General features: G+C 67.9%; 32 protein-coding genes. 15 read left to right on the top strand and 17 right to left on the bottom strand.

Features of this window, described 5'->3' with window-relative positions:
- Positions 1–4 precede the first annotated feature (4 nt).
- From HACJB3_RS14655 to HACJB3_RS14635, 5 genes are all read right to left on the bottom strand, one after another.
- A complete protein-coding gene (locus tag HACJB3_RS14655; RefSeq protein ID WP_008416517.1) occupies positions 5–256 on the bottom strand; it encodes a hypothetical protein in 252 nt (83 codons plus the stop codon).
- On the bottom strand, positions 253–2,412 hold the full coding sequence (locus HACJB3_RS14650; protein WP_008416515.1) for a glycoside hydrolase family 3 protein: 2,160 nt from the start codon (positions 2,410–2,412) through the stop codon (positions 253–255). Before HACJB3_RS14650 ends, HACJB3_RS14655 begins: the two co-directional genes overlap by 4 nt.
- A 131-nt stretch (positions 2,413–2,543) precedes the next feature.
- Entirely contained in the window at positions 2,544–2,930 is a 387-nt protein-coding gene (locus HACJB3_RS14645; protein WP_008416514.1) for a DUF7522 family protein, read from the bottom strand.
- A gap of 388 nt (positions 2,931–3,318) precedes the next feature.
- Positions 3,319–4,596, bottom strand: coding sequence for an RNB domain-containing ribonuclease (locus HACJB3_RS14640; RefSeq protein ID WP_008416513.1), 1,278 nt, complete (start codon positions 4,594–4,596; stop codon positions 3,319–3,321).
- 54 nt (positions 4,597–4,650) lie between these two features.
- The gene (locus tag HACJB3_RS14635) at positions 4,651–4,956 is read right to left on the bottom strand and encodes a DUF7562 family protein (RefSeq protein WP_008416512.1); all 306 of its coding nucleotides are present in this window, start codon (positions 4,954–4,956) and stop codon (positions 4,651–4,653) included.
- A 99-nt stretch (positions 4,957–5,055) separates the two neighbouring features.
- On the opposite strand from HACJB3_RS14635, the gene HACJB3_RS14630 reads away from it, so the two are divergent.
- The 3 genes from HACJB3_RS14630 to HACJB3_RS14620 are packed head-to-tail and all read left to right on the top strand — an operon-like array spanning position 5,056 to position 6,283.
- Positions 5,056–5,331, top strand: a complete 276-nt coding sequence (locus tag HACJB3_RS14630; protein WP_008416511.1) for a hypothetical protein — start codon at positions 5,056–5,058, stop codon at positions 5,329–5,331.
- Between the two features lie 44 nt (positions 5,332–5,375).
- Entirely contained in the window at positions 5,376–5,855 is a 480-nt protein-coding gene (locus HACJB3_RS14625) for an RNA-binding protein (protein WP_008416510.1), read from the top strand.
- Positions 5,856–5,908: 53 nt separating this feature from the next.
- Positions 5,909–6,283, top strand: coding sequence for a cell division protein SepF (locus HACJB3_RS14620; protein ID WP_008416509.1), 375 nt, complete (start codon positions 5,909–5,911; stop codon positions 6,281–6,283).
- On the opposite strand, the gene HACJB3_RS14615 is transcribed toward HACJB3_RS14620, so the two are convergent.
- A complete protein-coding gene (locus HACJB3_RS14615; RefSeq protein ID WP_008416508.1) occupies positions 6,284–6,631 on the bottom strand; it encodes a NifU family protein in 348 nt (115 codons plus the stop codon). It lies immediately after the preceding gene.
- A gap of 100 nt (positions 6,632–6,731) precedes the next feature.
- Complete coding sequence (locus HACJB3_RS14610) at positions 6,732–7,709, bottom strand: ROK family protein (protein ID WP_008416507.1); 978 nt, start codon at positions 7,707–7,709, stop codon at positions 6,732–6,734.
- 123 nt (positions 7,710–7,832) lie between these two features.
- Between HACJB3_RS14610 and HACJB3_RS14605 the strand changes: the two genes are divergently transcribed.
- Positions 7,833–8,705, top strand: coding sequence for a DUF2171 domain-containing protein (locus HACJB3_RS14605; RefSeq protein ID WP_008416506.1), 873 nt, complete (start codon positions 7,833–7,835; stop codon positions 8,703–8,705).
- A gap of 1 nt (position 8,706) precedes the next feature.
- Here the strand turns inward: HACJB3_RS14605 and HACJB3_RS14600 are convergent, their stop codons facing one another.
- Entirely contained in the window at positions 8,707–9,153 is a 447-nt protein-coding gene (locus tag HACJB3_RS14600) for a universal stress protein (protein ID WP_008416505.1), read from the bottom strand.
- Positions 9,154–9,232: 79 nt separating this feature from the next.
- Here HACJB3_RS14600 and HACJB3_RS14595 point away from each other — a divergent pair, with 79 nt between their 5' ends.
- The 4 genes from HACJB3_RS14595 to HACJB3_RS14580 all read left to right on the top strand — a co-directional run bounded on the left by HACJB3_RS14595 (position 9,233) and on the right by HACJB3_RS14580 (position 13,494).
- Positions 9,233–9,970, top strand: coding sequence for an SDR family NAD(P)-dependent oxidoreductase (locus HACJB3_RS14595; RefSeq protein WP_008416503.1), 738 nt, complete (start codon positions 9,233–9,235; stop codon positions 9,968–9,970).
- A gap of 110 nt (positions 9,971–10,080) precedes the next feature.
- Positions 10,081–12,168 (top strand): acetate--CoA ligase family protein, encoded by a 2,088-nt coding sequence (locus HACJB3_RS14590; protein ID WP_008416502.1) that lies wholly within the window; start codon positions 10,081–10,083, stop codon positions 12,166–12,168.
- Positions 12,165–13,229, top strand: a complete 1,065-nt coding sequence (locus HACJB3_RS14585) for a phosphotransacetylase family protein (protein ID WP_008416501.1) — start codon at positions 12,165–12,167, stop codon at positions 13,227–13,229. The genes HACJB3_RS14590 and HACJB3_RS14585 overlap by 4 nt, the downstream gene beginning before the upstream one ends.
- An 85-nt stretch (positions 13,230–13,314) precedes the next feature.
- Complete coding sequence (locus HACJB3_RS14580) at positions 13,315–13,494, top strand: DUF7511 domain-containing protein (protein ID WP_008416500.1); 180 nt, start codon at positions 13,315–13,317, stop codon at positions 13,492–13,494.
- Here HACJB3_RS14580 and HACJB3_RS18840 read toward each other — a convergent pair.
- The 6 genes from HACJB3_RS18840 to HACJB3_RS14560 form a co-directional block, all read right to left on the bottom strand.
- Entirely contained in the window at positions 13,448–13,624 is a 177-nt protein-coding gene (locus tag HACJB3_RS18840) for a hypothetical protein (protein WP_238532774.1), read from the bottom strand. The two genes, HACJB3_RS14580 and HACJB3_RS18840, sit on opposite strands and share 47 nt — an antisense overlap.
- A 170-nt stretch (positions 13,625–13,794) precedes the next feature.
- The gene (locus tag HACJB3_RS14575) at positions 13,795–14,208 is read right to left on the bottom strand and encodes a GIY-YIG nuclease family protein (RefSeq protein WP_008416496.1); all 414 of its coding nucleotides are present in this window, start codon (positions 14,206–14,208) and stop codon (positions 13,795–13,797) included.
- Positions 14,209–14,246: 38 nt separating this feature from the next.
- Complete coding sequence (locus HACJB3_RS14570) at positions 14,247–14,891, bottom strand: helix-turn-helix domain-containing protein (RefSeq protein ID WP_008416495.1); 645 nt, start codon at positions 14,889–14,891, stop codon at positions 14,247–14,249.
- Between the two features lie 43 nt (positions 14,892–14,934).
- Entirely contained in the window at positions 14,935–15,333 is a 399-nt protein-coding gene (locus HACJB3_RS14565; RefSeq protein WP_049934602.1) for a MoaD/ThiS family protein, read from the bottom strand.
- An 88-nt stretch (positions 15,334–15,421) separates the two neighbouring features.
- A complete protein-coding gene (locus HACJB3_RS21100) occupies positions 15,422–15,553 on the bottom strand; it encodes a hypothetical protein (RefSeq protein WP_008416493.1) in 132 nt (43 codons plus the stop codon).
- A gap of 70 nt (positions 15,554–15,623) precedes the next feature.
- The gene (locus HACJB3_RS14560; RefSeq protein ID WP_008416492.1) at positions 15,624–16,799 is read right to left on the bottom strand and encodes an MFS transporter; all 1,176 of its coding nucleotides are present in this window, start codon (positions 16,797–16,799) and stop codon (positions 15,624–15,626) included.
- Positions 16,800–16,875: 76 nt separating this feature from the next.
- On the opposite strand from HACJB3_RS14560, the gene HACJB3_RS14555 reads away from it, so the two are divergent.
- Entirely contained in the window at positions 16,876–17,793 is a 918-nt protein-coding gene (locus HACJB3_RS14555; protein WP_008416491.1) for a cobalamin-binding protein, read from the top strand.
- 258 nt (positions 17,794–18,051) lie between these two features.
- Here HACJB3_RS14555 and HACJB3_RS14550 read toward each other — a convergent pair whose 3' ends face one another.
- The gene (locus HACJB3_RS14550; protein WP_008416490.1) at positions 18,052–20,478 is read right to left on the bottom strand and encodes a PAS domain S-box protein; all 2,427 of its coding nucleotides are present in this window, start codon (positions 20,476–20,478) and stop codon (positions 18,052–18,054) included.
- A 106-nt stretch (positions 20,479–20,584) separates the two neighbouring features.
- Here HACJB3_RS14550 and HACJB3_RS14545 point away from each other — a divergent pair, with 106 nt between their 5' ends.
- The 6 genes from HACJB3_RS14545 (at position 20,585) to HACJB3_RS14520 (ending at position 24,305) form a co-directional block, all read left to right on the top strand.
- On the top strand, positions 20,585–20,986 hold the full coding sequence (locus HACJB3_RS14545; protein WP_008416489.1) for a VOC family protein: 402 nt from the start codon (positions 20,585–20,587) through the stop codon (positions 20,984–20,986).
- Position 20,987: 1 nt separating this feature from the next.
- A complete protein-coding gene (locus HACJB3_RS14540) occupies positions 20,988–21,611 on the top strand; it encodes a hypothetical protein (RefSeq protein ID WP_008416487.1) in 624 nt (207 codons plus the stop codon).
- A gap of 25 nt (positions 21,612–21,636) precedes the next feature.
- Positions 21,637–22,410: a GTP cyclohydrolase III gene (locus tag HACJB3_RS14535; RefSeq protein WP_008416485.1), complete on the top strand. Its 774-nt coding sequence runs from the start codon at positions 21,637–21,639 to the stop codon at positions 22,408–22,410.
- A 124-nt stretch (positions 22,411–22,534) separates the two neighbouring features.
- The gene (locus tag HACJB3_RS14530; RefSeq protein ID WP_008416483.1) at positions 22,535–22,807 is read left to right on the top strand and encodes a hypothetical protein; all 273 of its coding nucleotides are present in this window, start codon (positions 22,535–22,537) and stop codon (positions 22,805–22,807) included.
- Between the two features lie 50 nt (positions 22,808–22,857).
- Entirely contained in the window at positions 22,858–23,235 is a 378-nt protein-coding gene (locus HACJB3_RS14525) for a 6-pyruvoyl trahydropterin synthase family protein (protein WP_008416482.1), read from the top strand.
- Positions 23,232–24,305, top strand: a complete 1,074-nt coding sequence (locus HACJB3_RS14520) for a glycosyltransferase family 4 protein (protein WP_008416480.1) — start codon at positions 23,232–23,234, stop codon at positions 24,303–24,305. The genes HACJB3_RS14525 and HACJB3_RS14520 overlap by 4 nt, the downstream gene beginning before the upstream one ends.
- Here the strand turns inward: HACJB3_RS14520 and queC are convergent.
- The gene (gene queC / locus HACJB3_RS14515; protein ID WP_008416478.1) at positions 24,290–24,958 is read right to left on the bottom strand and encodes a 7-cyano-7-deazaguanine synthase QueC; all 669 of its coding nucleotides are present in this window, start codon (positions 24,956–24,958) and stop codon (positions 24,290–24,292) included. The genes HACJB3_RS14520 and queC overlap by 16 nt on opposite strands.
- A gap of 32 nt (positions 24,959–24,990) precedes the next feature.
- Complete coding sequence (locus HACJB3_RS14510; RefSeq protein ID WP_008416476.1) at positions 24,991–25,746, bottom strand: 7-carboxy-7-deazaguanine synthase QueE; 756 nt, start codon at positions 25,744–25,746, stop codon at positions 24,991–24,993.
- Positions 25,747–25,754: the final 8 nt, after the last annotated feature.

The following is a 25,754-nucleotide window of genomic DNA, read 5'->3' as shown; positions in this document are numbered from 1 at the left end:
CTTCTCAGTCAAGCCACCGGATCTCGGTTCGGCCGTCGTGGCCGTGGACCCGGATCGTGTCCTCGACCCCGCCGGGGTAGGAGGCGTGACCGTTCTCCTCGGCGTCGACGTCGTTGCCGTCGTCGTTGAGCCACTGCAGCTCCACGTAGCCGTTCGAGAACTCGACCCCGACCGCGACGACGCCCGTCCCCGAGACCCCCGACTCGTCCTCCTTCCTAACGAGGTCGAATCGCCGCACGTCGGTCGCGTCGGTCATCCTTCCCCCGTTTTTCGCGAGCGGTTCCCTAACTCTGTCGCTCCCCCTCCCCCGAGAACCCTACCGCTCGAACTCCGCCGTCGCCCGGACGTCCCGCGAGGAGCGGCCCACCTCGACAGTGTAGGTTCCTGAATCGGTCGTCCACCCCTCCTCGGGGTCGTACCGGGCGAACGCGCGCTCGTCGAGCTCCACCTCGATCCGTTCGGACTCCCCGGCGTCGATCCCGACCGACTCGAACCCGGCGAGCTCCCGAACGGGCCGCTCGATCTTCCCGGGTGCGGCCGGGGCCGGACGTACGCTTGGATAACCTCGCGGCCCGCCCGATCCGAGACGTTCTCTACGTCGACCTCGACGGTCGAACCCCTGATTTCCGCCTCGCCGTAGCGGAACTCGGCGTAGGACTCGCCGTGGCCAAAGGGGTAGGTGGGATCGGTGTCGGCGGCGTCGAAGGCCCGATAGCCCACGAACACCCCCTCGTCGTAGCGCGCCTCGTTCTCAACGCCCGGATACCGCTCCGCGCCGGTGGCCGGGTAGTCGTCCTCGGCACCGAAGGTGACCGGGAGCCGCCCCGCGGAGTCCCGATCGCCGTAGAGCACCGACGCGACTGCGTCCCCGTCGGCCTGGCCGGGATACCACGCCTCCAGGATCGCCGCGACCTCCTCGCGCCAGGACACCTCGACGGGCCCGCCCGAGTTGATCACGACGACCGTGCGGTCGTTGGCCTCGGCGACGGCCTCGACGAGCGCGTCCTGTTCGCCCGGCAGCCGGAGGCTCTCGCGATCCCGGCCCTCGGTCGTGGCGTCGCGGACGAACACTACCGCGACGTCGGCCGCCTCCGCGGCCGCGACCGCGTCGGACAGCGAGGGCTCCGGGCGCACCTCGTCCGTTTCGTCTGTTCCGTCCCCGCCGTGGCCGCCGTCGACGAAGGGCAGGAGGTCGAACAACGAGACGTCCTCGATCTCGGCGATCCCCCGCTCGACGGTCACCGTCCCCTCGGCCCGGTTTTCGACGCCCGCTCGCGGGGCGACCGAGCGAAACGGCGTCGTCTCCGAGGAGCCCCCGCCGCCCAGTTTCGGCTCGTCGACGTTGGGGCCGATCACGGCGATATCCACGTGGTCGTCGAGCGGGAGGACGCCGTCGTTCTCCAGCAGGACCGTCCCGCGGGCGGCGACCCGCTCGGCAAGGGCGCGGTGTTCGGGGGTATCGAGCGCCCCGTCGTCGCGCTCGCCCTCGAGGGCTCCCGTCCGGGCCATCACGCCGAGGATTCGTCGAACCATGTCGTCGAGGCGCTCCTCGGGGACGGCCCCGCTCTCGACGGCCTCGGCGAGCGCCTCGCCGAACAGCCCGGCCTTCGTCCCGTCCGGGATCCCGTCGATCGAGCTCATGTCGATCTCCTCGTCCTCGGGCACGCTCACCGGGACGCCGGGCATCTCCATGTCGAGGCCGGCGTTCGCCGCGCCGACGGTGCTCTCGACCCCGTACCAGTCGGAGACGACGTAGCCGTCGAACCCCCATTCGTCCTTGAGCACGTCGGTCAGTAGCCGCCGGTGGTCGCTCATGTGCGTGCCGTTCACCCGGTTGTAGGCGGTCATCACCGAGCCGGCGCCGGCCTCGACGGCCGCTCGGAACGCCGGCAGGTAGAGCTCGCGAAGCGCCCGTTCGCCGACCTCGGCGCTGACTGCCGTCCGATCGGTCTCCTGGTTGTTCGCGACGTAGTGTTTCGCCGTGGCAACCACGTTTTCGCCCTCGATCCCGGCGACGAACTCCCCGGCGAAGCGCGCGGCGAGGTGGGAATCCTCGGCGAAGTATTCGAAGTTCCGCCCACAGCCCGGCACCCGGAGCAGGTTCATGCCGGGTGCGAGCAGGGCGTCCTGTCCGTGGGCTTTGGCCTCGCGGGCCGTCGCCGCTCCCTGTTCGCGCGCGAGGTCGGGGTCGAACGTCGCCGCGAGCGAGAGCGAGGCGGGAAACGCAGTCGAGCGCTCCCCCTCCGCGCGCACGCCGAGTGGTCCGTCCACGAGCCTGAACGGCGGGACGTCGAGGCGTTCGACGCCCGGGACGTAGCCCGTTGCCGTTTCTTCTGGGTCCTCGGCCCCGCGGACGAGCCGCAGTTTCTCCGCGAGCGTCAGTTCGTCTACGAGTCGGTTGACGCGGTCCATACATCGAGTCCGTTGTCGACCCGACGGTTAGCTGTTGAGATGTATCGGCCGGAGTGTCGACTCGTAGAGCCGGATCGACGGAGCGAAAACGAGCGACCGCCGCCGGTGTTCGGTGCCGGATCCGTTTCGAACTATGCGTCGGCGTCACCCAGTACCGACTTCAGCGCGGCCGAGAGCTCCTCGAAGCGGTTGATATCCATCGAGTCGGTGGTCACCCAGACGCCGTGGCCGCCCTGGATGACCCGCGTGAGAAAGCCCTGCTCGAACATCCGAATCGTCGCCTCGTAATCCCCCAGTTGGGTGTTCCGATAGGCCGACTGGGAGCGAAACCCCATGCGCTCGTGCTCGGCAAAGCCAACGAGGTCCGCGGTCCGTTCTAGGTCGCTTCGCAGATACACCTGCCCGACGGTGTCCTCGGTGAAGTGGGTGATACTACGCAGTTCGTCGCCGACGACGGTTCGACAGACGCTCACCAGTTCGTCCGCGAGGCCCGGATCGATCTCGCTGTCCTCTTCCATACGCTCACACCGACCGCGACACGCAATAGTGTGACGGTGTCTCAGAGCCGTTTTTCACCATCGTTCGACAAATTTCGGTGTCGGTGATTTCAACAGTAGTACATACCTGTCGACCATTCACAATCTGTCAACGAGACGGTAGACTTTTACCGTCCGGCGGCATATTAACTCGTGTATGAGTAAAGTAGAATCCTATAAGCTGATCGCGCGGGACGCGAAGAAATGGGCCGAAAAGAAGGTCAACGGTAACGAGCGACGCTACTGAACCTCGCTGGCGCTTCCCGTTTTTCCTCCGTCCACACCGAAAGCGACTTTTCGACGCCGGCTCCGATCGAATCCCCGTAGCGGCGGGTGCGATCGGTCGGCCACCGGTCGTGGACCGACTCGGCTACGTCTCCTCGACGACCTCGATCCCGCGGTTGTTGACTGCGTTGGGATCGAGTCCGACCTCCTCGAGGAACTTCTTGTACTCGCGCTCGCACCGTTCGGCGGCTTTCTGGCGCTCGGAGGCCCGATCACAGAGCGCGACGAGATCCTCGGGGACGTCGTTGGTATGGACGATCCAGTGGTTGATCAGGTCGCTGAGTCGTCGAATGGGGCTGGTGAAGTGGCCATAGATCTCGAAGTTCAACGCGTGGTGTCCGCCGAAGGGATCGTTCATGTACTGGGCCCGTGGCATCACCTTCATCACCGCCCACTGGATCTTGCCCAGTTGGCGTTCCGGTGCCTCCTCCAAAGTGGCGTTGACCGCCTTGCGGGGGTCGTCCCATGCCTCGCCGGGGATCGACACGCCGTCGAGTTCTTGGATCTCCTGGAGGGCCTTGTCCCATTCCTCGGGGCTCGGCTGGGGGTGAACGCGGTACATCGCCTCGACGCCACGGCCCCACATCAGTTCGTGGGTCACCGCCTTGTTGGCCTTGAGCATACATTCCTCGATGATCGTGTGGGCGCGATCGCGTGCCGGATTGAGGACGAGCGACCCGTCTTCCTTCCGCTGCTCGTGCATCCGGTCGGCCAGCTCGTAGACGAGCGAACACTCCTCGTGAAGCGGCGCGTCGGGCTCCTCGAGGCGCTGTTCTGCCTGTGTGTAAGTCAGCCGCTCGTCCGATTCGATGACGGACTTGTAGATCTCGATCGTCTCGTAGCCCAAGTTCTCCTTTCCGAGGTGCATCTCGACGGTGTGGGCCAGTCGGTCCTCGTTCGGGACCAAAGAACAGACGGTCTCGGCGAGGGTCGGCGGCAGCATATGGACCGTGTACGCCGGTAGGTAGACGGTGTTTGCCCGCTCGACCGCCGAGGTCCACATCGAGGTCTCGGGGGTGACATAGTGGGTGACGTCCGCGATGTGGACCCACAGCACGTATTCGTCCTCGCGCTCCTCGATGGAGATGGCGTCGTCGAAGTCCTGGGCGTCGATCGGATCGGTCGTCCACGTGGTGAGATCGCGCAGGTCCCGGCGCTCGTCGACCTCCGATTGTATCTCGCTTTGGATGTCCTCGGTGCGGGTCTCGGCTTCCTCGAGGACCTCGGCCGGGAACGCGTCGGGGATCTCGAACTTCTCGAAGAGCTCCTCGCGCTTGTTCTCGAGGTGGCGCGCGAGTTGCTCGTCGATCTCGACGGGGCCCTGGCCCTCGACGGTGCCCGCCTCCGACTGGGCGTCGCTCATCGCGCGGCCTCCTGACTGGTCATGGTCGCGCCTACGGGCGACCGGCAGTTAGTGTTAGCGTTCGCGTTCGTGCTCCGAGGGTGAGCCGTAGCGTTCGTCGACGAGCGCACAGTACCACGACAGGAACTCCGACTGGGAGTGGGTTCCCGCGTTGATCTCGACGAGCAGTCCCTCTAGCTCCGCCCGCGGCTGGTGACAGAGGTCGCGATAACAGTCCTTACAGAGGTGCTCGAACTCCTTTCCGTCCCGGTCCCACCGGTCCCCGTATTTGTCGTACTCGCGGGCGTCGGACCGTCGAACGGCATCTCCACAGGCGATACAGGTGACCGTCCGTTGGCCCTGTTTGCGGGGGCCCCACATACCCGGGTAGAGGGGCGAGGCCCACTTAGCCCTTTTCGCGCCGGTCCGAGAGATCCGGTCGGTCGCCGGGGTTTTCCGTCCGCGCCGTCATCCGTCCTCATGAACTCGACGGAGGATTTCGAGGAGCTTCGCGAGCGGGCGATCGAGGGACTGGCCGACGAGGACGTCGTCTCGCTGTACGTCGGGCTCGTCCACGAGGAGGGACGCGACGCCTATTACTTCGCAAACGACGTCGACGACGAGCGCCTCCAGGAGATGGCGGCGACACAGCTCGGCATGCTCACCCGAGTGCTCGCGACCAAATCCGATCTGAGCCTCGAGGAGGTGACCGACCTCGCGCTCGAGCGGGCCGACGAGATGGGACTTCAGTCGTAGGGCGGAACGGATGGTTTATGGCCGGCCCGCGAGAGAACCCCGGCATGGAGATCTCATCCCGTCACCACCTGCGCAACGACGAGGTGCGCGACCTCGAAACCGTCCTCGAGAGCGCACTCGGCGTCTCGTTCGAGGGAGACACCTACGAACTCGTCGAACTGGCCGACAGCCCGTACGATCTCGTCCTCGTCGACGGCGACCCCGACGCCTTCTACTACGAGGACGAGCCGTTTCTCACCGTTCGGGGGGCCAACGCCCACGAGCCCGAGCGCGGGGTCGTCACCGTCGACGCCGGGGCGATATCGTTCGTCTCGGACGGTGCGGACGTGATGCGTCCGGGGATCGTCGACGCGGACGAAGGGATCGAGGCGGGCGATCTGGTCGCGATCGCCGAGGAGTCCCACGGGAAGGTGCTCGCGATCGGCCGGGCGACGACCGACGGCGGGGACATGATCGGCGACTCGGGGAAGGTGATCGAGTCGATCCACCACGTCGGGGACGACCTCTATACGTTCAGCGTCTGAGTGCCGTCGCCGTCTGACGCAAGAACTATACGCGCAGGGGCGGACCCACGCCTATGGGGTTTATGGACAAGCTCCTCGGCGAACAGGGCACCCAACGCCGGGGCCGAGGGCGAAGCGTCGAGGACTACGTCGAGGTCGATGTCGGCGATATCGCGGCGGCCCCCGACGAGGCGGGGACGCAGGTACACATCGCGGAGATCGACGGCCAGCGCGACCTGATCGCGATCAAGGACGCCATCTACGACGGCGACATCGTCGTCGCGGACATCGTCCGACTGCGAACGAGCGACAGCACGGTCGAACACATCATCGACGAACTCCGACAGGTCGCCCACGAGGTCGACGGCGACATCGTCCAGAAGGGCGACGACCAGATCATCGTCACGCCGACGAGCGTCTCTATCAACCGCACCAAGCTCGGTCGGTGATCAAAAGCCCCGGCCGCCCTCTGTCCGGTCGATGCCCATGATACTGTCGGGCTGATCGACCCCGAAACTCTCGCCGGCGTCGGGCGCGCGGACGGTGAGTTCCTCGATCTCGGGCCACTGGAGCAACTCGGCCTCGATGTTGCCCGTGGTGACGTCGCTGATCTCACAGCCTCGACACCCGCCGCCGAGTTCCACGATCACCTCCCCGCCGGGGTCGGCCTTGCGGACGGCGCTGGTCCCCCCGTGCATCTGGATGATCGGCATCTGTTTTGCGAGCCACGTCTCGACTTTCGATCTGAGGGCCTCCTCGGTTTCGGCCACCTCGGGCTCGTCGGTGTCGATGCTCATTACCGCCCGTAGACCGCGAAGGATCGAAAGGGTTTGGATCGCCCTCGACCTCACAATCGCATCGGTCGCCGGTACCTCGTGACGACCCTGACGTAAAGCCTCAACTTCGCATTCGGGCCCGGTCGCCCGTTCCACCGGTCATCGCGCTCGCGATCGCACCGTGAAGCACCACGTCGTCGCCCAGCGTCGTCAGCTCGATCTGCGGGATGTTGACGAACACCATCTCTTCGAGCTTCTCGCGGATGGGATCGAGGGTGAGCTCGGGGTTGTTGATCGCGACCGCACCCCCGACGTAGACCACCAGCGGCGCGTACGCGTGAACGATGTTCGCGACGCCCATCGCGTTCCAGTGGCCGACTTGCTCGACCACGTACCGGGCGAAGTCGTCCTCGGCGGCGTACTCGAAGACGTCGACCGCGGAGAAGTCGGGGTCGGCGATCGGAAGCGTGGTGTCCATGCCCTGTGCATCCCGATAGAGCAGGCGGGCGTACTTCGGGATGTTGTTGCCCGAACAGTAGGCCTCCCAGTGGCCGTCGTGACCACAGCCACAGGTTCTGAGCCCCTCGGGATCGATGGTCATGTGGCCGACCTCGCCGGCGTTGCCGTCCCAACCGGAGAGGACGTTGCCGTCGACACAGACCCCGGCGCCGATCCCCGAGGAGATGGTGAGATAGACCATGTCGTCGGGGTTCCGATCGGAGTGAAAGCGCTCGCCGATGACGCCGGCGATGGTATCGTTGTGTAGGTAGACTTTCTCGGAGTCGATGAGTTTCTCGACGGGACCGGTAAGCGGGATCGTCTCGACGGTGTCGGGGAGGTTCGCGGGGTTCTCGATCGTGCCAGCCGCGAGGTCGAACGGGCCGAAACTGCCGATTCCGGCGGCCGCTATCGAGTGCGGTTCGACGGTCGCCTCCTCGCAGGCCGCCCGGAGCGCGCGCAGGACGGCCTCGGTGACGTCGATCCCGGTCGGCCCCTGTGGGGTCTCCCGGCGGGCGACCGCGAGGATTTCGGCCTCGCCGTCGGCGACCGCCGCCCGGATGTTCGTCGCCCCGAGATCCACGCCGGCGTAGTGTGCCATCGTCGTTTCACGAAACGACCCGCCCGACACTTAACTACATAGATTCGCCGAACGGGACGTTCGATGCAGTATCCATGCACACTCCGGGTCCGACTTTATCCGGCCTCGTGTTCTATCACCTGTATGGTAACCGACCACAGCCAGCCGACCGACGAGGACACCGGCAAGAGCGTCGTCGATTCGACCGGTCAAGAGGTCGGGATCGTCAACGCCGTCGAGGGCGGGACGATCCACGTCGAGACCGACCCCGGTCTGACCGACAGTATCAAGGCGACGCTCGGCTGGGGCGACACCGAGGGTACCCAGACGATCGACGCCTCCCATGTCGCCGAGATCACCGACGATGCCGTCCATCTCGCTGCCGACGACCCGGTCGAGGACGTCGCCACGAGCGAGACGGCCGGGACCGAGGGAACCGGGGCGGACGGAACAGTTCCCGGCGATACCGGTACCGGAACCGGCCACGAGGACGAATCGACCGATAGGAACGACCTTCCGCCCGAACAGCGCCGCGACGACCCGGTCGATGGCGACCTCTCGGGCGACGAGACCGCAGCCGAGATGGACGACGCCGGCGACGTCACTGACCAGCGGACCACCGGCGAGCGCGGCGCGAGCGGGATGACCGACGAGGGCGTCTCCGAGCGCGACGCGGACCGGGCGAGCGACGAGATGGGTGTTCCCGCGGGCGAGGACGACCCGGAGGGATCGATGGAGGGACGGAACGCAAACGAGCGCCCACCGGGCACGGAGGACACCCCCGGCCGCCAGGACGTCCAAAACGAGCAGGTCGACGACCGCCACGGGAGCGAGGACGTCCAAGATCCGGTTCCCGACGAGCCCCGTGACGCCGAGGACGTCCAGGACACCGCCGCCGACCTCAACCCCGAATCGGAGGCCGACCCCGAGGACCAGCCCTCGACGAGCGAGGCCGCCACCCGCGGGGCCGAGGAGGACGCCGATCTGGGTCGGGAGGACGACGAGGACCGGACCTAGTTCAGTCCCGGACGAACGTGACCGGACAGGGCGCAGACAGCAACACTTCCTGTGCGGTGCTGCCGAAAACGGCCTTGCCCGTGGGGCTGCGCCGACGGCCCCCGACGATGATTCGGTCGGCCTCGACCGCCTTCGCCAGTTCGACGATCGCCTCGCCGCGGTCGCCGACCGACCCGCGGATCTCGTAGTCGACGTCGGTCGCATCAAGCGACTGGGCGACCGTGCGTGTCGTTACGTGCCGAGCGGCGACGGCGCTCGGATCGGGGTTCTCGCTCGCATCGAAGTCGAGACGGTCGATTACCTCGTCGAACTCCTGGTCGCTGAACACGTGCGAGAGCACGACGTGGGCCCCGGTCGGATCGGCGACCTCGATCGCGGTCTCGGCGAGTCGCTTCGCTCTGTCCTCGTCCTCTTGGCCGATGGCTAAGACGATCGTTTCGATGGCCATGCTGGCCCGTACACACCCGTTCATTATAAACGTGGGTCGGTATCGGCAAGGGCTATGGCGCGCCGACCCAATCGGGGACATGATCGAACCCGATCTCGACGGGCACACCGTTCTGGTCACCGGCAGCGCGACGGGGCTCGGACGGTCGCTCGCGCTCGCCTGTGCAAAGCGGGGCGCGGACGTCGCCGTCCACTACCGCACTAGCGGTGACGACGCTCGCGAGGTCGCACAGCGTGCACGCGAGACGGGCGTCGAGGCGACGTCCGTCAGGGGCGACGTGACCGACCCCGGGGCTGTCGACGAGCTCTTCGATGGGGTCGAAGCGGCGCTCGGGACCGTCGACGTGCTCGTCAACAACGTCGGCGCGTTCGCGCCCATCCACTGGGAGGAGATGGCCTTCGAGACGTGGCAAACGGTCATGGAGACCAACGTCACTGGGACGTACCTCTGCTCGAAGCGCGCACTCCCGGCGATGCGCGAGGCGGGCTGGGGGCGGATCGTCAACGTCGGCTACGCCTCGAGCGAGCGGGGGCTGATCAACCCGAAGAACGCGCCCTACTTCATGGCGAAGTCGGGCGTGCTGATGTTCACCCGAATGCTCGCCGCCGACACCAGCGAGGAGGGGATCACGGTCAACGCCGTTTCCCCCTACGTTATTGAGAACTCCGACGAGTTCCCCGCCGACCTCCCGCGGGACCGCCCGGCGAGTTTCGAGGACGTGATCCAGGCTGTCTTCACGTTCCTCGAGGCCGACAGCGACTACATCAGCGGCGCGAACGTCGAGGTCTCGGGTGGGTGGCTCCCCGAGGACGTCTGAGCGCCCAGTCCGCCCCATACGAGTTATACCGCCGGCCGCCCAACCCCACGCCGTATGGCTATCGTATCGTGCGAGCGCCGTCGTTCGCACCGACCGGAGGTGAGTCGCGGGTGGCCGATCTGACGGGGCTATTCGCTCCCGAGCGGGTCGCGGTGGTCGGGGCCACCCCCGGCGAGGGATCGGTCGGCCGCGCCATCACCGCGAACCTGATCGAGGGGTTCTCGGGCGAGGTCGTCGGCGTCAACCCGAACTACGGGACGGTATTGGGCGTCGAGTGTGTCGACTCGCTGGCCGACGCGGGCGAGCCCGACCTCGCGGTGGTGGTCGTCCCGCCCGGGATCGCGATCGAGGTCGTCCGGGAGGCCGGCGAGGTCGGGGTGGAGAACGTCGTCGTCATCACTGCGGGCTTCGGCGAAACCGGAAGCGAAGGGGCGACCCGCGAGCGCGAGCTCCGGGAGGTCGCACGCGAGTACGACCTGAACCTCGTCGGCCCCAACAGCTTAGGAATCATGAGTACCTCCGTCGGACTGAACGCCACGTTCGGCCCCGACGACGCCTTGGAGGGAAACCTCTCGTTTATGAGCCAGTCGGGCGCGTTCATCACCGCGGTCATCGACTGGGCCAACGACCAGGGGATCGGCTTCAACGACGTCGTTTCCCTGGGGAACAAAGCGGTACTGGACGAAGCGGATTTCGTCGAGGCATGGAACGAAGACGACGGGACGGACGTCGTTATCGGCTACCTCGAAGGGATCGAGGAGGGCCGGGAGTTCATCGAGACGGCCCGTGAGGTCACCCGAGACACCCCGGTCGTGCTGGTCAAGTCCGGCCGGACGGACGCCGGCGCACAGGCCGCCTCCTCGCATACGGGGACCATCGCCGGCTCCGAGCGCGCCTACGAGGCCGGACTGGCGCAGGCTGGCGTCCTCCGGGCCGAATCGGTGCAGGAACTCTTCGATTCGGCCCAGATGCTCGCGAACCAACCGCTGCCCGAGGGAGAGTCGGTCGCCGTCATCACCAATGCCGGCGGCCCCGGCGTAATGTCGACCGACGCGGTCGGCGATTCGCGACTCTCGATGGCCTCCTTTTCGGAGGACACGCTCGAACGCTTCCGCGAGTCGCTCCCGGCCGAAGGGAACATCTACAACCCCGTCGACATCGTCGGCGACGCCGATATCGAGCGCTTCGCGGACGCGCTCGAGGCGGCGCTTTCCGACCCGAACGTCGGGATGGCGCTCGTCCTCTCGGCGCCCACCGCGGTGCTCGACTACGAGGTGCTTGCCGAGCGGACCGTCGAGCTGCGCGAGGAGTACGACAAGCCCGTCGCGGCCTGCTTCATGGGCGGCGAGCGCGTCGCACCCGCGGCCGAACTGCTGCGGGAGGCGGGGATCCCCAACTACTTCGACCCCGCCCGCGCGGTCGACAGCCTCGATTCGCTCGCACGGTATCGCGAGATCAGCGCGAGGGAGTACGACGCCCCGACGGCGTTCGACGTCGACCGCGAGCGCGTCCGGGAGTTGCTCGATCGCGCCGAGGAGCGCGGCGACAACCGCATCGGTGTCGAGGCGATGGGAATACTGGATGCCTACGGGATCCCGATTCCGGAGAGAGAGGTCGTCTCCGATCCCGTCGAGGCCGAGCGCGTCGCGGAATCGATCGACGGCGAGGCCGTGATGAAGATCGTCTCGCCCGACATCATGCACAAGTCCGACATCGGCGGGGTGAAGGTCGGCGTTCCGGAGAGCGAGGTCTACGACGCCTACGAGGACCTCGTGGCCCGCGCGCGCAACTACCAGCCCGACGCGACGCTGCTTGGTGTGCAGATCCAGGAGATGGTCGATCTCGACCGCGGGGTCGAGACGATCGTCGGGACGAACCGCGACCCGCAGTTCGGCCCGCTCCTCCTCTTCGGCCTCGGCGGGATCTTCGTCGAGACCCTAGAGGACGTCACCGTCAGGATCGCACCCGTCAGCGAGAGTGAGGCGACCGAGATGATCGACGGGATCGACGCCGCCCCCCTGCTGCGGGGCGCTCGCGGGCGCGAGCCCGTCGACGAGACCGCGATAACCGAGACGATCGGACGGCTCTCACAGCTCGTTACCGACTTCCCCGAGATCGTGGAACTGGACATCAACCCGCTGGTCGTCACGCCCGAGGGAGCGACGGCCATCGACATCGCCCTCACCGTAGAGCAATGACCCGAACCGTACTCATCACCGGCACCGAGGACAGCACAGGAAAGACAGCGATCGCGCTCGCGTTGGGGCAGTTGGCGGCCGAAAACGGCCTGAGCGTGGGCTACATGAAACCGCGGGGCACCCGCCTCCAGAGCAACGTCGGCAAGACGATCGACGAGGACCCGATGCTCGCCCGGGAACTGCTCGACATCGAGGCCGAGATGCACGAACTCGAACCCGTCGTCTACTCGCCGACGTTCATCGAGGAGGCGATCCGCGGCCGGGAGGACTCCGAGGAGCTCCGTGCGACGATCAGGGAGAACTTCGAGGCGCTTTCCGAAGAGCGGGACCTGATGCTCGTCGAGGGTGCGAGCGACCTCGACGTCGGCGGGATCGTTTCGCTCACCGACCCCGACCTCGCCGAACTGCTCGACGCCGAGGTGATCCTGGTCTCGCCCTACCAGAGTGCGGGCGACACCGACGCGGTCCTCGGAGCGGCAGATCGACTCGGCGAGCGCCTCGCGGGCGTCGTCTTCAACGCCGTGGGCGACGCGAGTTTCGCCTCGCTAGAGTCGGACACCGTCCCCTTCCTCGAAGGCCGCGGCGTCCCGGTCCTCGGTGCGCTCCCACGAACGCAGGAGTTGGCGGGCGTCACCGTCTCGGAACTCGCCGACGAGCTCGGTGCGGAGCTACTGACGAGTGCCGCCACCGACGCGTTCGTCGAGCGCTTTCTCGTCGGGGCGATGGGCGGAGACTCGGCGCTTCGTCACTTTCGGCGGGCCCGCAACGCCGCGTTGATTACCGGCGGGGACCGCTCGGATATCCAGACGGTGGCCCTCGAAGCCTCCGGCGTGAAGTGTCTCGTCCTCACGGGCGGGCTTCAGCCGTCGAGTGCGGTGGTCGGCAAGGCAGAGGAGAGGGACGTCCCGATCATGACCGTGCGCTCGGATACGCTCTCGACGATCGAGCGCGCGGAGGACGTCGTCAGGCGCGGGCGGACCCGCAGTCCCGAGACGGTCGCACGGATGCGCGCGCTGCTCACCGACCACGCCGACACCGACGCGATCCTCGGGACCGAGTGAGGTCGAACCGCAAGACGCCGCCCGGGTTCGGGCGTCGGCGTGTGCAAGCCGGCGGCTGTTATGCGTTCGCCCCCTCGTTCCGTGTGTGAGCACCTCACAGCTCTCGGACGACCCCGGTGGCTCGCTTCGGCTCATCACCCACGAGGACGGCCGGGCGCTCGATCGCTGGACGCTCGCCCCAACGGACCCCGACGACGACCAGCGCTACACCGCCTGGATCAGCGCCGATCCCGAGACGCTCGTCGACCTCGAAACACGCCGTTAATCACCGAATTCTCCCACGCAACGCGTGCCCACGCGCGCTCGTAGCTGTAGTCCGTCCCCGTTTTCGGGACGTTCGTCGCCAACCCGATGCTGAGCGCCTCGCCCGTCGCTCCGGTCACGAGAACCGCCACCGCCGCCGTGATCGCGAACAGACCGACTCGATAACGGACCGTCTTGAGGAGCGCAACCGGGTCTGGGTCGGGCTCCGCGAGAGCGTGGCCGCGTGTCCTCCTTCCGTGTGGGCCGGGCCCTCGGATCTGCTGTCCTCAGTTGCGTCTGAAATAGCCGAAATCGAACCGGGTTACGTGTCCTCGGGGGCGTCGTGTGCGCGCTCGATCGCCCCGAGCAGTTCGTCGCGCCCGTCGCCGTAGGCCAGATGGGACCCACACTCGCAGTCCGAGGCCCCGAAGCCCGCGATCCCCGCGTCCGGAAGCGCGCGGGCGACCGCACACTCGACGTCGCGGTCGGGGGTGCGGACGACCGCCTCGATTCCCGCGTCGGGATGCCCGAGCAGGTAATCGACGTGCCAGTGGCGCGTATCGCGCTCGCCGCGGGCGAGTTCGCGGTGGCGCTTGACCCGCGAGAAGCCGCCGGGCCCGAAGGCGCTGCCGGTGTAGGCGTAGCTCCCGGTCGGGAACTCCTGCGGGCCGAGCGCGCCGACGGTGATCGTCGCCGAGGAGTCGAGCGCGATCAGGAGGGTGTAGGTGCCGCCCATACCGGCTTCTCGCCCGCCGCGGAGAAGTACGTCCGGGTTCAGAGCGACGTCTCCTCGAACCGCTCGGCCGCGAACCGCTCGATTACCGCCCCTTCCGCCCGGTGAAGCGTCTCGCTCGCGGTCGACTTCGCGACGCCGAGTGCCGCCGCCAGATCGGTCAGCGAACACCGCCGTGGCGTCTCGTAGTAGCCCGCCTCGACGGCCATCAGCAGGACCTCGCGCTGGCGGTCGGTGAGAACCCGCTCGCGATCGCTTCCCTCGCGGACGTACTCGACCTCGAAGCCGAGTCCGAACGCGCGCAACTGCTCGCCCAGCTCCGAGAGGCGTTCACGCGAGGCAGTGACCTCGACGGTGGCGACCCCCTCGTGGATCTCGACGGGCGGTTCGAGGGCGATCCCGGACTCCCGAGCCGAGAGCACGAGCAGCGGCTGGGTCGTCTCGAACTGGACGAGCGCCCCCCGGTCGCCCCGGCGGAGCACCGACAGCGACGTGACGTCCGCTGCGGCGTCCATCCCCTCGAGGACCGCGTCGACGCCGGGTTCCTCGACGCGCGCCAGCCCGAACCCGACGTTTTCGCCGGGCATCGCCGCCAGCACCCGGACGGTCGTCTCGGGGTGGGCCGTCGTGACGTCGGCGATCCAGACCCCCTCGGGGAGCGTGACCGCGAGTCGCGCCTCGGTCATTGTCCGGTCCTCCAAGCGCGCTCGCGCGGGCACTCGGGCCACGCTAACAGCAGAACATGAACGGGTAGATCAACCCCACCCGGTCGCCCTCGTCGAGTTCGGTGTCGAGTCCCTCGTAGTGTTCGTTGAACCGGCCGTTGATCGTGACGCGGGCGTACGCGCGGGTCTGCTCGCCTTCGGGGTTCTTCTTCCAGGTGCCCGGAAGGGTTTCGGGTGGTGTCGCCCAGCCGTGGGCGGTCGCGTCGGCCTCGGTCTCGGCGATCAGCATGTCGGCGATGTCGTACTCCTCGAACAGTTCTTCGAGCAACTCGCGCAGGGTGGTACCCTCGAACGTGTAGGGAAAGCGGTGCTCGCCGACCGCGGTGTAGACGTGGCCGGTACAGACGACGGTCACGGTGGTTCTGTGCTGGCTCGCCTCGCCTGCGGTCTCTATTGCGCTCACGTCCCGACGAAGGGGCCGATAGACCGAAACGACAGTCCCGAACACGTTCGGCTCGTGGTCGTTGGTCCGTCATCTTCGCTCACGTCGGTCAGCTCTCGGTCGTCGCCCGGTCCTCGTCGCTTCGTCCCCGCACGAACAGGAAGGCCGCGAACGCAAGCGGCGAGAGCAGTCCCAACGACAGCGTCGCCGCGATCAACAGCAGCGTCAGCGTCAGTTCCATCCGTCCACCTCCGGGCCGTGCGGTCGAGTCATGATCGTGTGTCGAGCGACCCTCCCATAAGGCTGCCCCTCTATAGCCCGAGATCCAGCGTCCGGTTCGCCACCAGCGCGCAGGCGACGGCCGAGAGCAAGAGGAGAAACACCGAGAAGGCGATACCCCACGAGGCGAAGTCGGCGACGGTGCCCACGACCGCGCTGCCGGTCGCGCTCACGAGCATGTAGCTCGTGCGTACCAGCCCGAACCCCGCACCGCGCTCCTCGGGCGAGAGGTGGTCCATGAACCGTGGCAGGACCGCCGCCCCCCAGCTCATGGCCGTGCCGACGAGTCCGATGGCGAGTGCGATCGCGAGCAATCCGGAGCCGAGGACCAGCAGGCCGTAGCCCGCGATCCCGAGGACGGCACACACGGTCGCGGTGCGGTCCCGACCGAAGCGATCCGACAGCGAGCCGACCGCCGGCTGTGTCAGCCCGTGAATCACGAAGTAGGCCGAGAACAGCGCGCTCGCCATCCCGATGGAGTAGCCGTGGTGGGCGACCAGAAACGTCGGCAGAAACGAGGCGGTCGCCTGCCAGACGAACTCGAAACAGATCGCCACGAGCGCGGTGAAGGCGATCTGCGGGCGGGTCAACAGCTCGATGACGGGCCCGAGCGCGATCCGCTCGCCCATGGGCTGGTTCGGGCGTGCGGGCTCGGTGTCTCTCACTTTCCACGCGAAGACGAGGGCAATCGGGGCCGCACAGACCGCCCCCAGCGCGATCGAGTAGCGCCAGCCCACCCAGCCGGCGACCGCCGCGGCGGCGATCGGCGCGAGCAGGCCGGCAAGCGGCGCCCCCGAGTTGTGGATCCCGATCGCCGAGCCGATGTTCTCGAACTCCTTGGTCAACAGTGTGGTCGCAACACTGTAGTGGAGCCCCGCGACCCCGCCCAGACAGACCGTCAACAGGACGAAGACGTGGATCGACGGCGAGAGCGCGAGCAGGCCGCTCGCGACCGCCGTGAGCCCGACCGCCGCGAGGATCACCCGCCGCTCGCCGTAGCGATCAGCGAGCACGCCCGAGGGGAACTGCGAGAGCGAGTAGGCCATCCACATCCCCGTCAACGCGAGGCCGGTGATCGCGGAGGAGACGCCGAACTCGGCCTCGATCTCCGGGAGGACCGGGCTGATGACCAGCCGGGCGACCATCGTCGCGAAGAACGCGAGCGTACACAGCGTGATGACCGTCGCCCGGTAGGTCCACCGTCCCATCGGCCTAGGCTCGATGGCCCGCCCCGAAGTCCCCATCGGTCCCGGAAGCTATGTCACTCACCCCCCTACGAGGGGTATGAACGTCCTCACCCTGTTGCCCTCGGCCACGGAGATCGTCTGTGCGCTCGGGGTCACGCCCGTCGGCGTCTCCCATAGCTGCGATCACCCGCCGGCTGTCGGCGAGCTTCCGACGATCACGCGCTCGCGGGTCGACGCCGGTGCCGACAGCGCGACCATCGACGAGCAGGTGCTGGCGGCCGAGCGCGCGGGCGGGGTCTACGAGATCCGCATGGACGAACTCGAACGCGCGGAGCCCGACCTGATCGTCACCCAGGGGGTCTGTGAGGTCTGTGCGGTCGATACCGTTCTCGTCCGGGAGGCCGTCGAGGAACTCGATCTCGACTGTGAGGTCCTGACGACCGATCCCCACAGTCTGGAGGATGTCCTTGTCGATATCGAACGCATCGGGCGCGCGTTGGGTCGGGAGCAACGGGCTGGCGAGCTCCTCGCGGACCTGCGAGCGCGCGTCGAGGCGGTCCGCAAACGCAGCCCGGACGACGCCGAGCGCCCGCGCGTGCTCGACATCGACTGGATGGATCCCGTCATGATCGGGGGCCACTGGGTGCCCGAACTGTTCGAGATCGCGGGCGCGGAGTACGGGCTGGTGGAGGCCGGCGAGGCCTCGACGCCCGTCGAGTGGGACTCCGTGGTAGAGTACGACCCCGAGGCGCTCGCGGTCGCGCCCTGCGGGTTCGACCTCAAGCAGACGCTCGCGAACCTCGGTGACCTCCGGAACCGGGAGGGATGGTCCGAACTGACGGCCGTCCGCGAGGGGCGGGTCGTCCTCGTCGACGGCTCGGCGTACCTCAACCGCCCGAGCCACCGGCTCGTCGATTCGCTCGAAGCGCTCGCGAGCACACTCCACCCCGACCGGTTCGACGACCCCCCGGCCGGCGCGGTCCGTCGCCTCACTGCACCCCGGTCTCTCGACTGAGACCCGCGGGTCGCGGTCCACGGACCGGTCGGAACGGAAACTCGATAGAACGGACGACAACGACCGTCCCCGGACGGGAGTCCGGAGGATCCCTGCATACCGCGGACGAACGTGCGAGGTACTCCCGATACCCCGCTTTCAGTGCCTCTGACACACGTGTCCGAACGGACACGTCACTCGTCGATACACCCCTCAGGCCCGAAAGGGTGGGGTGCAACCTGTTGGGATTGACTCGGCGGTGAATGCAACTGGTTGCACTCACTCCAGTAGCGCCTCGAACGTCGCCTGCTCGGCCGCCCGGAGCGTGCGGTGGAACGTCGAGCGGTTGACGCCCAGTCGCTCGGCGAGTTCCGCGCCCGTGATCCGCCGGGGCGTCTCGAAGTAGCCGCTGTGGTGGGCGATTTCGAGGATCTCGCGCTGGCGGTCGGTCAGCTTTCCCGTCGCCTCCCCGCGTCGCTCCTCGCGGGTTCGGGGCGGCCGGTCGAAGGTCCGCTTGCCGATCGGTTCGGCGTCGTACTCGCGTTCGAGCGCCGCCGAGAGCGCCCGCGAGTCGGCCGCGGTCGCCTCGGCGGTGATGACGGTTCGCGTCCCCTCGACCGTCACGGCCGTGATCGTCGCCCCGTGCTCGACGAACGGGGTGAACAGACACGGCGAGCGCACGGCACACTCGACCAGCGTCGTCCCCTCGGTGAGCAGTTCCTGCAGGCTCTCGATGCGGTCGTCCTCGGCGGCCGTCTCGCGGACCCGGTCGAGGGAGGCCTCGACGGCGACGAACCAGCTGATCGAGCCGTCCGCACGCGGGACGAGCCCCCGATGGTCGAGTTCGGCGCTGCCGGCCAGTTCGACGGGCAGGGCCCCGGGGTCGTCGATCGACACGCGCAGTTCGGTGACCCCGTCGCTGGTCAGCGCGGTCCGCGCCTCGACCGCGTCGATGGCGTAGCCGACCGTCCGGCCGAGCTCCGAGAGCACCTCGCGTTCGTCACCCGTAAACGCCCCCTCGCGGTCGGCGTAGACGCTCAACACGCCGTAGGTCCGCCCGTGGTGTGTGAGCGCGACCGCCGCCACCGACCGATAGCCATTCGAGAGGGCGTCGGCGCGCCGGTCGGGATCGGCGCCGGAAAGCAGGTCGCCCTCGACGACGGGATCGTCATCGGCGCTCGAAAGCGCGCGGGCCGCGGGCGGTTCGCACTCCGCGTCCGATCCCGCGGCGGCGATCCCCGCGAGCGCCGCCTCGGTGATGCCGGCCCACGCCGTCGGGCTCCCGGTCTCGTCGCCGATCCACGCGAAGCGATAGCGCTCGCTCGCCGCCAGACGCTCACAGACGGTGGCGGCGATCTCCTCGCGCGAATCGGCCCGGACGAGCGCCGTCGTCACGTCGCGCACGAGGTCGGTGAGGACGTTGAGCCGTTCGAGTTCGTCGTTGGCCCGCCTGAGCGTCTCGCTTTGGGCCTGCAGGACGCCCTCGCGGTCGGTCCGGTCGAGGGCGGCCTCCGCGTTGTTACAGAGGATCCGCACCGGCGAGAGCGACTCCGCGGCCGGGTTGAGGAGGACGAACACCCCGTGTGATCCGAGCGGGATCGCCGCGTGTCCCGTCCCGCGGATGAGACGCCCCTCGACGAACGCCTCCCAGATCGGCCCCGATTCGATCCGGTCGTTCTCCTCGACGAACTCGGTTGCCGCGGCGCTGTGGGCCGCTGGTTCGAGCGCGTAGCCCTCGGGTTCGAGCCGATAGCACGCGACCCGCGAGAGCGCCAACGCGTCGTCGGCCGCCGCGACGGCGACCTCGTAGACCGCCTCCGAAGAGTCGGCGCGCATCATCTCTCGGGAGCTCTCGTGGAGCGCCGCCAGCGCCCGCTCGCGTCGCTTCCTGTCGGTCACGTCCTCGACGGCGAACACCGCACCGTCGAACTCGCCGTCGTCGAAAAGCGGCGCGCCGTTGATGTCGAGCCAGCGAAACGTCCCCCCGATCCACGCCGGGTACTGCAGGTCATACACCGGGCGTTCCCGTTCTCTGACGAGGGCGAACGGTTTGCGGTCGGACGATACCGGCTCTCGATTCTCGGGCCACGGGCCGTCGCTTTCGTCGCTCTTTTCTCCCCCGTCGGGTCCCAACAACTCCCACGGGAACCGCTCGAAGGGCGTGCCGGCGACGTCCTCGACCCCGGCCAACTCCTCGGCGCGCTCGTTCGCGAACGTGATGATCCGATCCGCGCCAAGCACCAGCAACATCACGGGACTCGTCTCGACGATCCGCTCGGTGCGAGCGCGGTTTCGCCGGAGTTCGGCGCCGATCCGCCGGCGCTCGGTGACGTCGGTCGCGATCCCGGCGATGTTGACGAACTCGCCGGCCGAATCGTAAACGGGAAACCCCCTGTCGTGGACCCAACGCACCGTCCCGTCCGGGCGCTGGACCCGGTAGGTCTCGTCGAACTCGCCCGTCTCGGTCATGTGGGTGATCCCCTGCTCGACCCGTTCGCGGTCCTCGGGGTGGATCGCCTCGATCACCGCTCCGGAATCGCCACAGAGCACCTCGTGAGGGCGCCCCCAGATCTCCTCGAACGCCGAGTTGACGGAGATCGTTCGAAAATCCGGATCGCTGATCCAGAACCCCTCGTCGGCGTTCTCGGTGAACCGCCGGAACGCCCGCTCGTGCTCGTGGAGGTGCCGGCGCTCTCGGGCCACCATCTCACACCACCCCCGCCGTCGCGGCTCCGGGCATATACACCTCGAACGACCGTCGGCTGCATAAACGCTCCCCCGGAGTTTTGTCGGTCCGTCCCCACCGTAGCGCATGATCGAGGTTTCGGACGTCGACCACGTCGCGATCCGCGTCGGGGACATCGAGCGGGCCCTCGCGTTCTACCACGACCTGCTCGGCCTGCCGATCAGGGACCGCGAGGCCTTCGAGAACGACGAGTTGCCCTTCGTCGCCTGCGTCGCCGGCGGGCGCCACCTGCACCTCGTGCCCACCGACGAGCCCATCGACGTGGGTGGCGAACACGTCTGTCTGCTGGTTCGCTCCGGGGAGACCGACTCCCGTGGGGCGATCGAGGCGTACCTCGAGGACCTGCGCGAGGCCGGCGTCGAGGTGGAAGCGGGCGAACCCCGCGAGCGCCTCGGCGCCTACGGCCGCGACTGGGCGGCGTACGTCCGCGATCCCGACGGCCGGCGGGTCGAACTCAAGTTCCACTGAGATGATCCCGGGTCCCGGGACGGTCGAACGGGTCCCCCGCGAGGCGGTGATCCGTGCGTGGCTCGCCCGCGAGCGAGAGTCGAGCGGCGAGTGCGGGACGGACCGCTCCGACCGCGAGGCGTTCGAAGCGCTTTTGGAATCGAACCCCGGTGCTGCGGCCTTCCTCTGGCGGGACGCCCCCCACGCCTGCTATCGACTCGTCCTCTCGCGGGCCCGCTTCGACCGCCTGCACGTCGTCGAGGGGCCCGCCGAGTTGCGCTGGGGGGCGCTCTCGCCCGACGGAACGATCCGGGGCTGTGCCCGTCGGATCGACCGCGAGGACACCCGGGAACTGGCCCGCGAGACGGGCGTCGACGTCCCCCTGATCGAGCGCCTCGCGGAGGATCCGCCGACCACGGAGCCGCTGGTGCTCTCGACGCGGCGCGGAGCGGTGCCCTGGCACGTCGCCGACGGCAACCACCGTGCGACCGCGATAGCGCTTGCCCTGTGGCGTGGTGTGGCCTACGAACCGGTGTCGGCGTACCTCTGTGTCGGCGCGAACCCCGTCCTCGAACCGTTCGTCCAGCGCCTGCGGGGACTGGCCGGGTGCGTTCGCCGTCGGTGGGACGTTTCCGAAACGCAATAAGGACCCGGGCCCAACGACCGGCATCGTGACGAGGACACAGATCACGCTGGTCCAGATCGACAACTACGGACCGTGGACCGTCACCCCGGAACCACGCCGGGAGGTCGATCTCCAGACGCTCCAGTCGCGGCTGTACGCCGACCTCTGTCAGCAGATCGGGCGCGAGGGGGGGTACGTCTTCTTCGCCCGCTTCGACAACATGATCGCCGTCACCAACGGCCTCGACTGGGCCGACCACGAACTGATTCAGGAGTCGATCGCCAATCGCTATCCCGTTTCGGTCAGCATGGGGATCGGCACCGGCACCACCCCGCAAGAAGCGCTCGCAGAGGCCACCGGCGTGCTTCAGACCGCCGGCAGCGCACAGGACGGAACGCGCACCGAGATCCTCGGGGGTGACGTCCTCGACGAGGACGAACGCGCCGCCAAGGGCGTCCAGGTCGCCCACTTCGACGTGATCGACGTCACGGGCACCTACACCGACCGGGTCGACGCCTTCGAGACGTTCATCGCCATCGAACAGGGGTACGCCGCGTTGATGCGGTACATGTACGGCCAACACGACTCGCTTTCCTTTTTCGTCGGCGGCGACAACGTCATCGCCGTCTGTCCCGACCTCCCGGCGAGCGCCTACGAGGACGCCATCGTCCACGTCTCTGGCGAAGTCGGTGTCGACCTCCAGGTCGGCGTGGGACGGGGCGCGAGCGCCCACGACGCCGGGATGGCCGCCAAACACGCCCTAGAGGAGTGTCGCCACAACGGTACCCGCGTCGAACGCGCCCTGCCCGCCGACGACTGACGCCGCTCCTCCGGACATGCCGCCCGATAGCCCCCGCCACGCGCCGCCGACCCGATGCAACGCTTATTCGGACTGTAGTTAATTAACCGAAACGGCTAAGGTCCATGAGCCACAGTAGCACACTATGAGCACCTATCAGGCCCCGCAGGCGGCGAGCGTCGAGGACCGACTCGCGATCCTCGAGGCGGTCAGCCGGCAGAACAACGTCCGGTTCAGCGCCCTCACCGAGCGTCTCTCGATGGACGAGACCGTCGCCTACGAGGCGCTAACGGACCTCCGGAACGCCGACCTCGTCTCGACGTGCCCGCTGCGCGGCGAGGACGACTCCATCGTCGCCTCGCTGCCACGCCTGCGCGCCCAGGAGCGCACGAAGCTCCACCGCCTGCTGTACACCTGAGACGCGACGCGGGGCCGGGCTATTTGTTCGTTCGTGCCCAATCACGGTCCATGTACACCGTCACCGTCTCGCGCGATTTCGTCGCTCAGCACTTCCTCACGGTCCCGGATCCCGGTCCCGAGGGCGAGGTCCACTCCCATTATTACGACCTCGCCGCCGAATGCGAGGGCCCCGGGCTCAACGAGTACGGCTACTTACTCGACATCGACGACCTGACCGCCGCGCTCGACGCGATCGAGGACCGCTACCGCGATCGACTCCTGAACGACCTGGCCGAGTTCTCGGGACTGAACCCGAGCGTCGAGCACTTCTCGCGGATCGTCGCCGACCGACTGGCCGAGGACCTCGACGCTCCCGAGGTCGAGACGCTTCGCGTGCGGATCCGCGAGGACGACGTCGCGTGGGCGGCCTACGAGCGAACGGTATGAACGTCGGGCTGGTCGTCTACGGCGACCTCGAACCCCGATCGGGGGGCTATCGCTACGACCGCCGACTCGTCGAGGGACTCCGGGAACGCGGGGATCGCGTTGAGGTGGTTTCGCTGCCCGAGACGAGCAGGGCGCGCGCGTTCACACAGAACCTCTCGCGACGGGTCGTGCGCGACCTCGATCGCCCGTTCGACGTGCTGTTGCAGGACGAACTCTGTCACCCCTCGCTGGTGGGGCTGAACCGCCGGATCGACCGCGAGTACCCGATCGTCTCGATCGTCCACCACCTCCGGGCCAGCGAGCACTCGGGGCTCCGTCGTCGCCTCTCGCGCGAACTCGAACGCGCGTACCTCTCGACGGTCGATGCCGTCGTCTGCAACAGCCGACACACCCGGGCGGCGGTCGCCGAACTGACCGCCGCGCCGGGGCTCATCGCGTGGCCCGGCGTCGACCGGTTCGCGGGGCTCCCGACCGACGCGGAGATCACGGCGCGCGCTCGACGGGACCCCTTCGAGGTCGTCTTCGTCGGCAACCTGCTCCCCCGAAAAAGCCTCGATGCGCTGGTCCGCGGACTGGCGCGCGTCGGGGGCGACTGGCACCTCACCGTCGTCGGCACGGCGGGCGACCCCGCGTACGCCGCCGAGGTCCGCGACCTCGTTCGTGAACGGGGGTTCGCCAACCGCGTCGATTTTACGGGCTGGCTCGACGACGGCGAACTCGCCGCGCGCCTCGGATCGGCCCACCTCCTGGCCGTGCCCTCGACCCACGAGGGATTCGGCATGGTCTATCTGGAGGGGATGGCCTTCGGGCTGCCCGCGCTCGCAGCCGCCTCGGGCGGGGCCAGCGACCTCGTCACGGAGGGACGCACCGGCCACCTCATCGATCCAAGCGACGAACGGGCGATCACAACGACGGTCGAGGCGCTCGCGAGCGATCGCGACCGGCTCGCCGCGATGAGCCTCGCCGCCCGCCGACGTTTCGAGCGCCATCCCACGTGGGACGCTACGGTCGATCGCGTTCGGGCGTTTCTCGAACACCGGATCGCCCGCTCAGGTCAGTCCCCCGCGTAGGCGATGGGATCCTCGCTACCGGCGCGCTCGAAGGCCTCGCGCCGGTAGGTACACGAATCACAGGTCCCGCAGGCCGGCGCTTCGTTACGATAGCAGCTCCACGTGTGCTCGTAGGGGACCCCGAGTTCGAGGCCGCGTTCTGCGATCTCGGTCTTCGAATACTCGACGTAGGGTGCCTCGATCCCGATCTCCGTTTCGGGTTTGGTTCCCGTATCGACGACCCCCTGAAAGGCCTCGAAGAAGGCGGGTCGACAGTCGGGATAGCCCGCGAAGTCCTCCGAGTGCGCACCGATGTAGATCGCCTCCGCGCCGCGGGCCTCGGCGTACGAGACCGCCATCGAGAGCAGGTTCGCGTTGCGAAACGGGACGTACGTGTCGGGGATCTCCTCGCCCTCGCTCGCGTCCCCGACCGCCATCGACTCGTCGGTGAGACTGGACCCGCCGATCGCCGCGAGGTGGTCGGTTTCGATGTGCAGGAAGTCCGCGGCGTCGAGTTCCTCCGCGAGCCAGTGGGCACAGTCGTACTCCTTTCCTTCCGTGCGCTGGCCATACGAGGTGTGTAACGCCGCGATCTCGTAGCCCGTTTCCCTAGCTTCGTAGGCGGCGGTCGCGCTGTCCATGCCCCCCGAGAGGAGGATGACGGCTTCGCTCATGGGCGAGTAGACGTATCGAGTGCGAATACCGGTTACGTCCCCGGCGCGTCGTTCCACAGGTCCACGTGCAGTCGGGGCGTGTACCGAAAGCCGTACTCCATCGCCAGCTCGGCCACCCGATTGCGCGTCTCGTCGAGTCGCTCGCGGGTCGCCCCTTCGGGCATCAACAGGACGTCCTCGTCCCTGATCCCGACGCGCTCGCGCAGCCGGGCGAGCAGGTCGGTGATCTCGCCCATGTCCTCCCGACCCGTGACGACGAACTTCAACTGGTGGTCGTAGCGCTCGCAGATCGTCGCGAGCGCCTCGTAGTCGATCCGGCGCGCCTCGTGGCGCTCTTCCCATTCGCCCTCGCCCTTGGGGTCCTTCTCCGGGGTAGGGGTGCTGCTCGCGAGTTTCGGACTGACGCTCGCGAGGTCGACGGGCGCGTCGGGAACGATCGTCCCGTTGGTCTCGACGGTGGTGTGATAGCCCCGTTCGGCGAGCCGTTCCAGTAGTTCACTGCTCGCGTCGTGGAGCAGGGGCTCCCCGCCGGTAAGCACGACGTGGTCCGCGCCGTGATCCTCGATCCCTTCGAGGATCGCCTCCATACCCATCCAGTCGCCCGCGGGCTCCCAGGAGGTGTGATACGAATCACAGAACCAACACCGGAGGTTACAGCCGCTCGTGCGCACGAACGTCGAGGGCACCCCGGCAAGTTTCCCCTCGCCCTGCAGCGAGTGAAAGAGCTCGTTGATCGGCAACGCGGGGTCGTCCCCATCGGTCGCGCCGCCCCCTCGCGTGTGGCTCATACCCGCCG

The organism is Halalkalicoccus jeotgali B3 (genome assembly GCF_000196895.1).
Lineage (GTDB): Archaea > Halobacteriota > Halobacteria > Halobacteriales > Halalkalicoccaceae > Halalkalicoccus > Halalkalicoccus jeotgali.
This window is presented reverse-complemented; position numbering and strand designations above follow the sequence as displayed.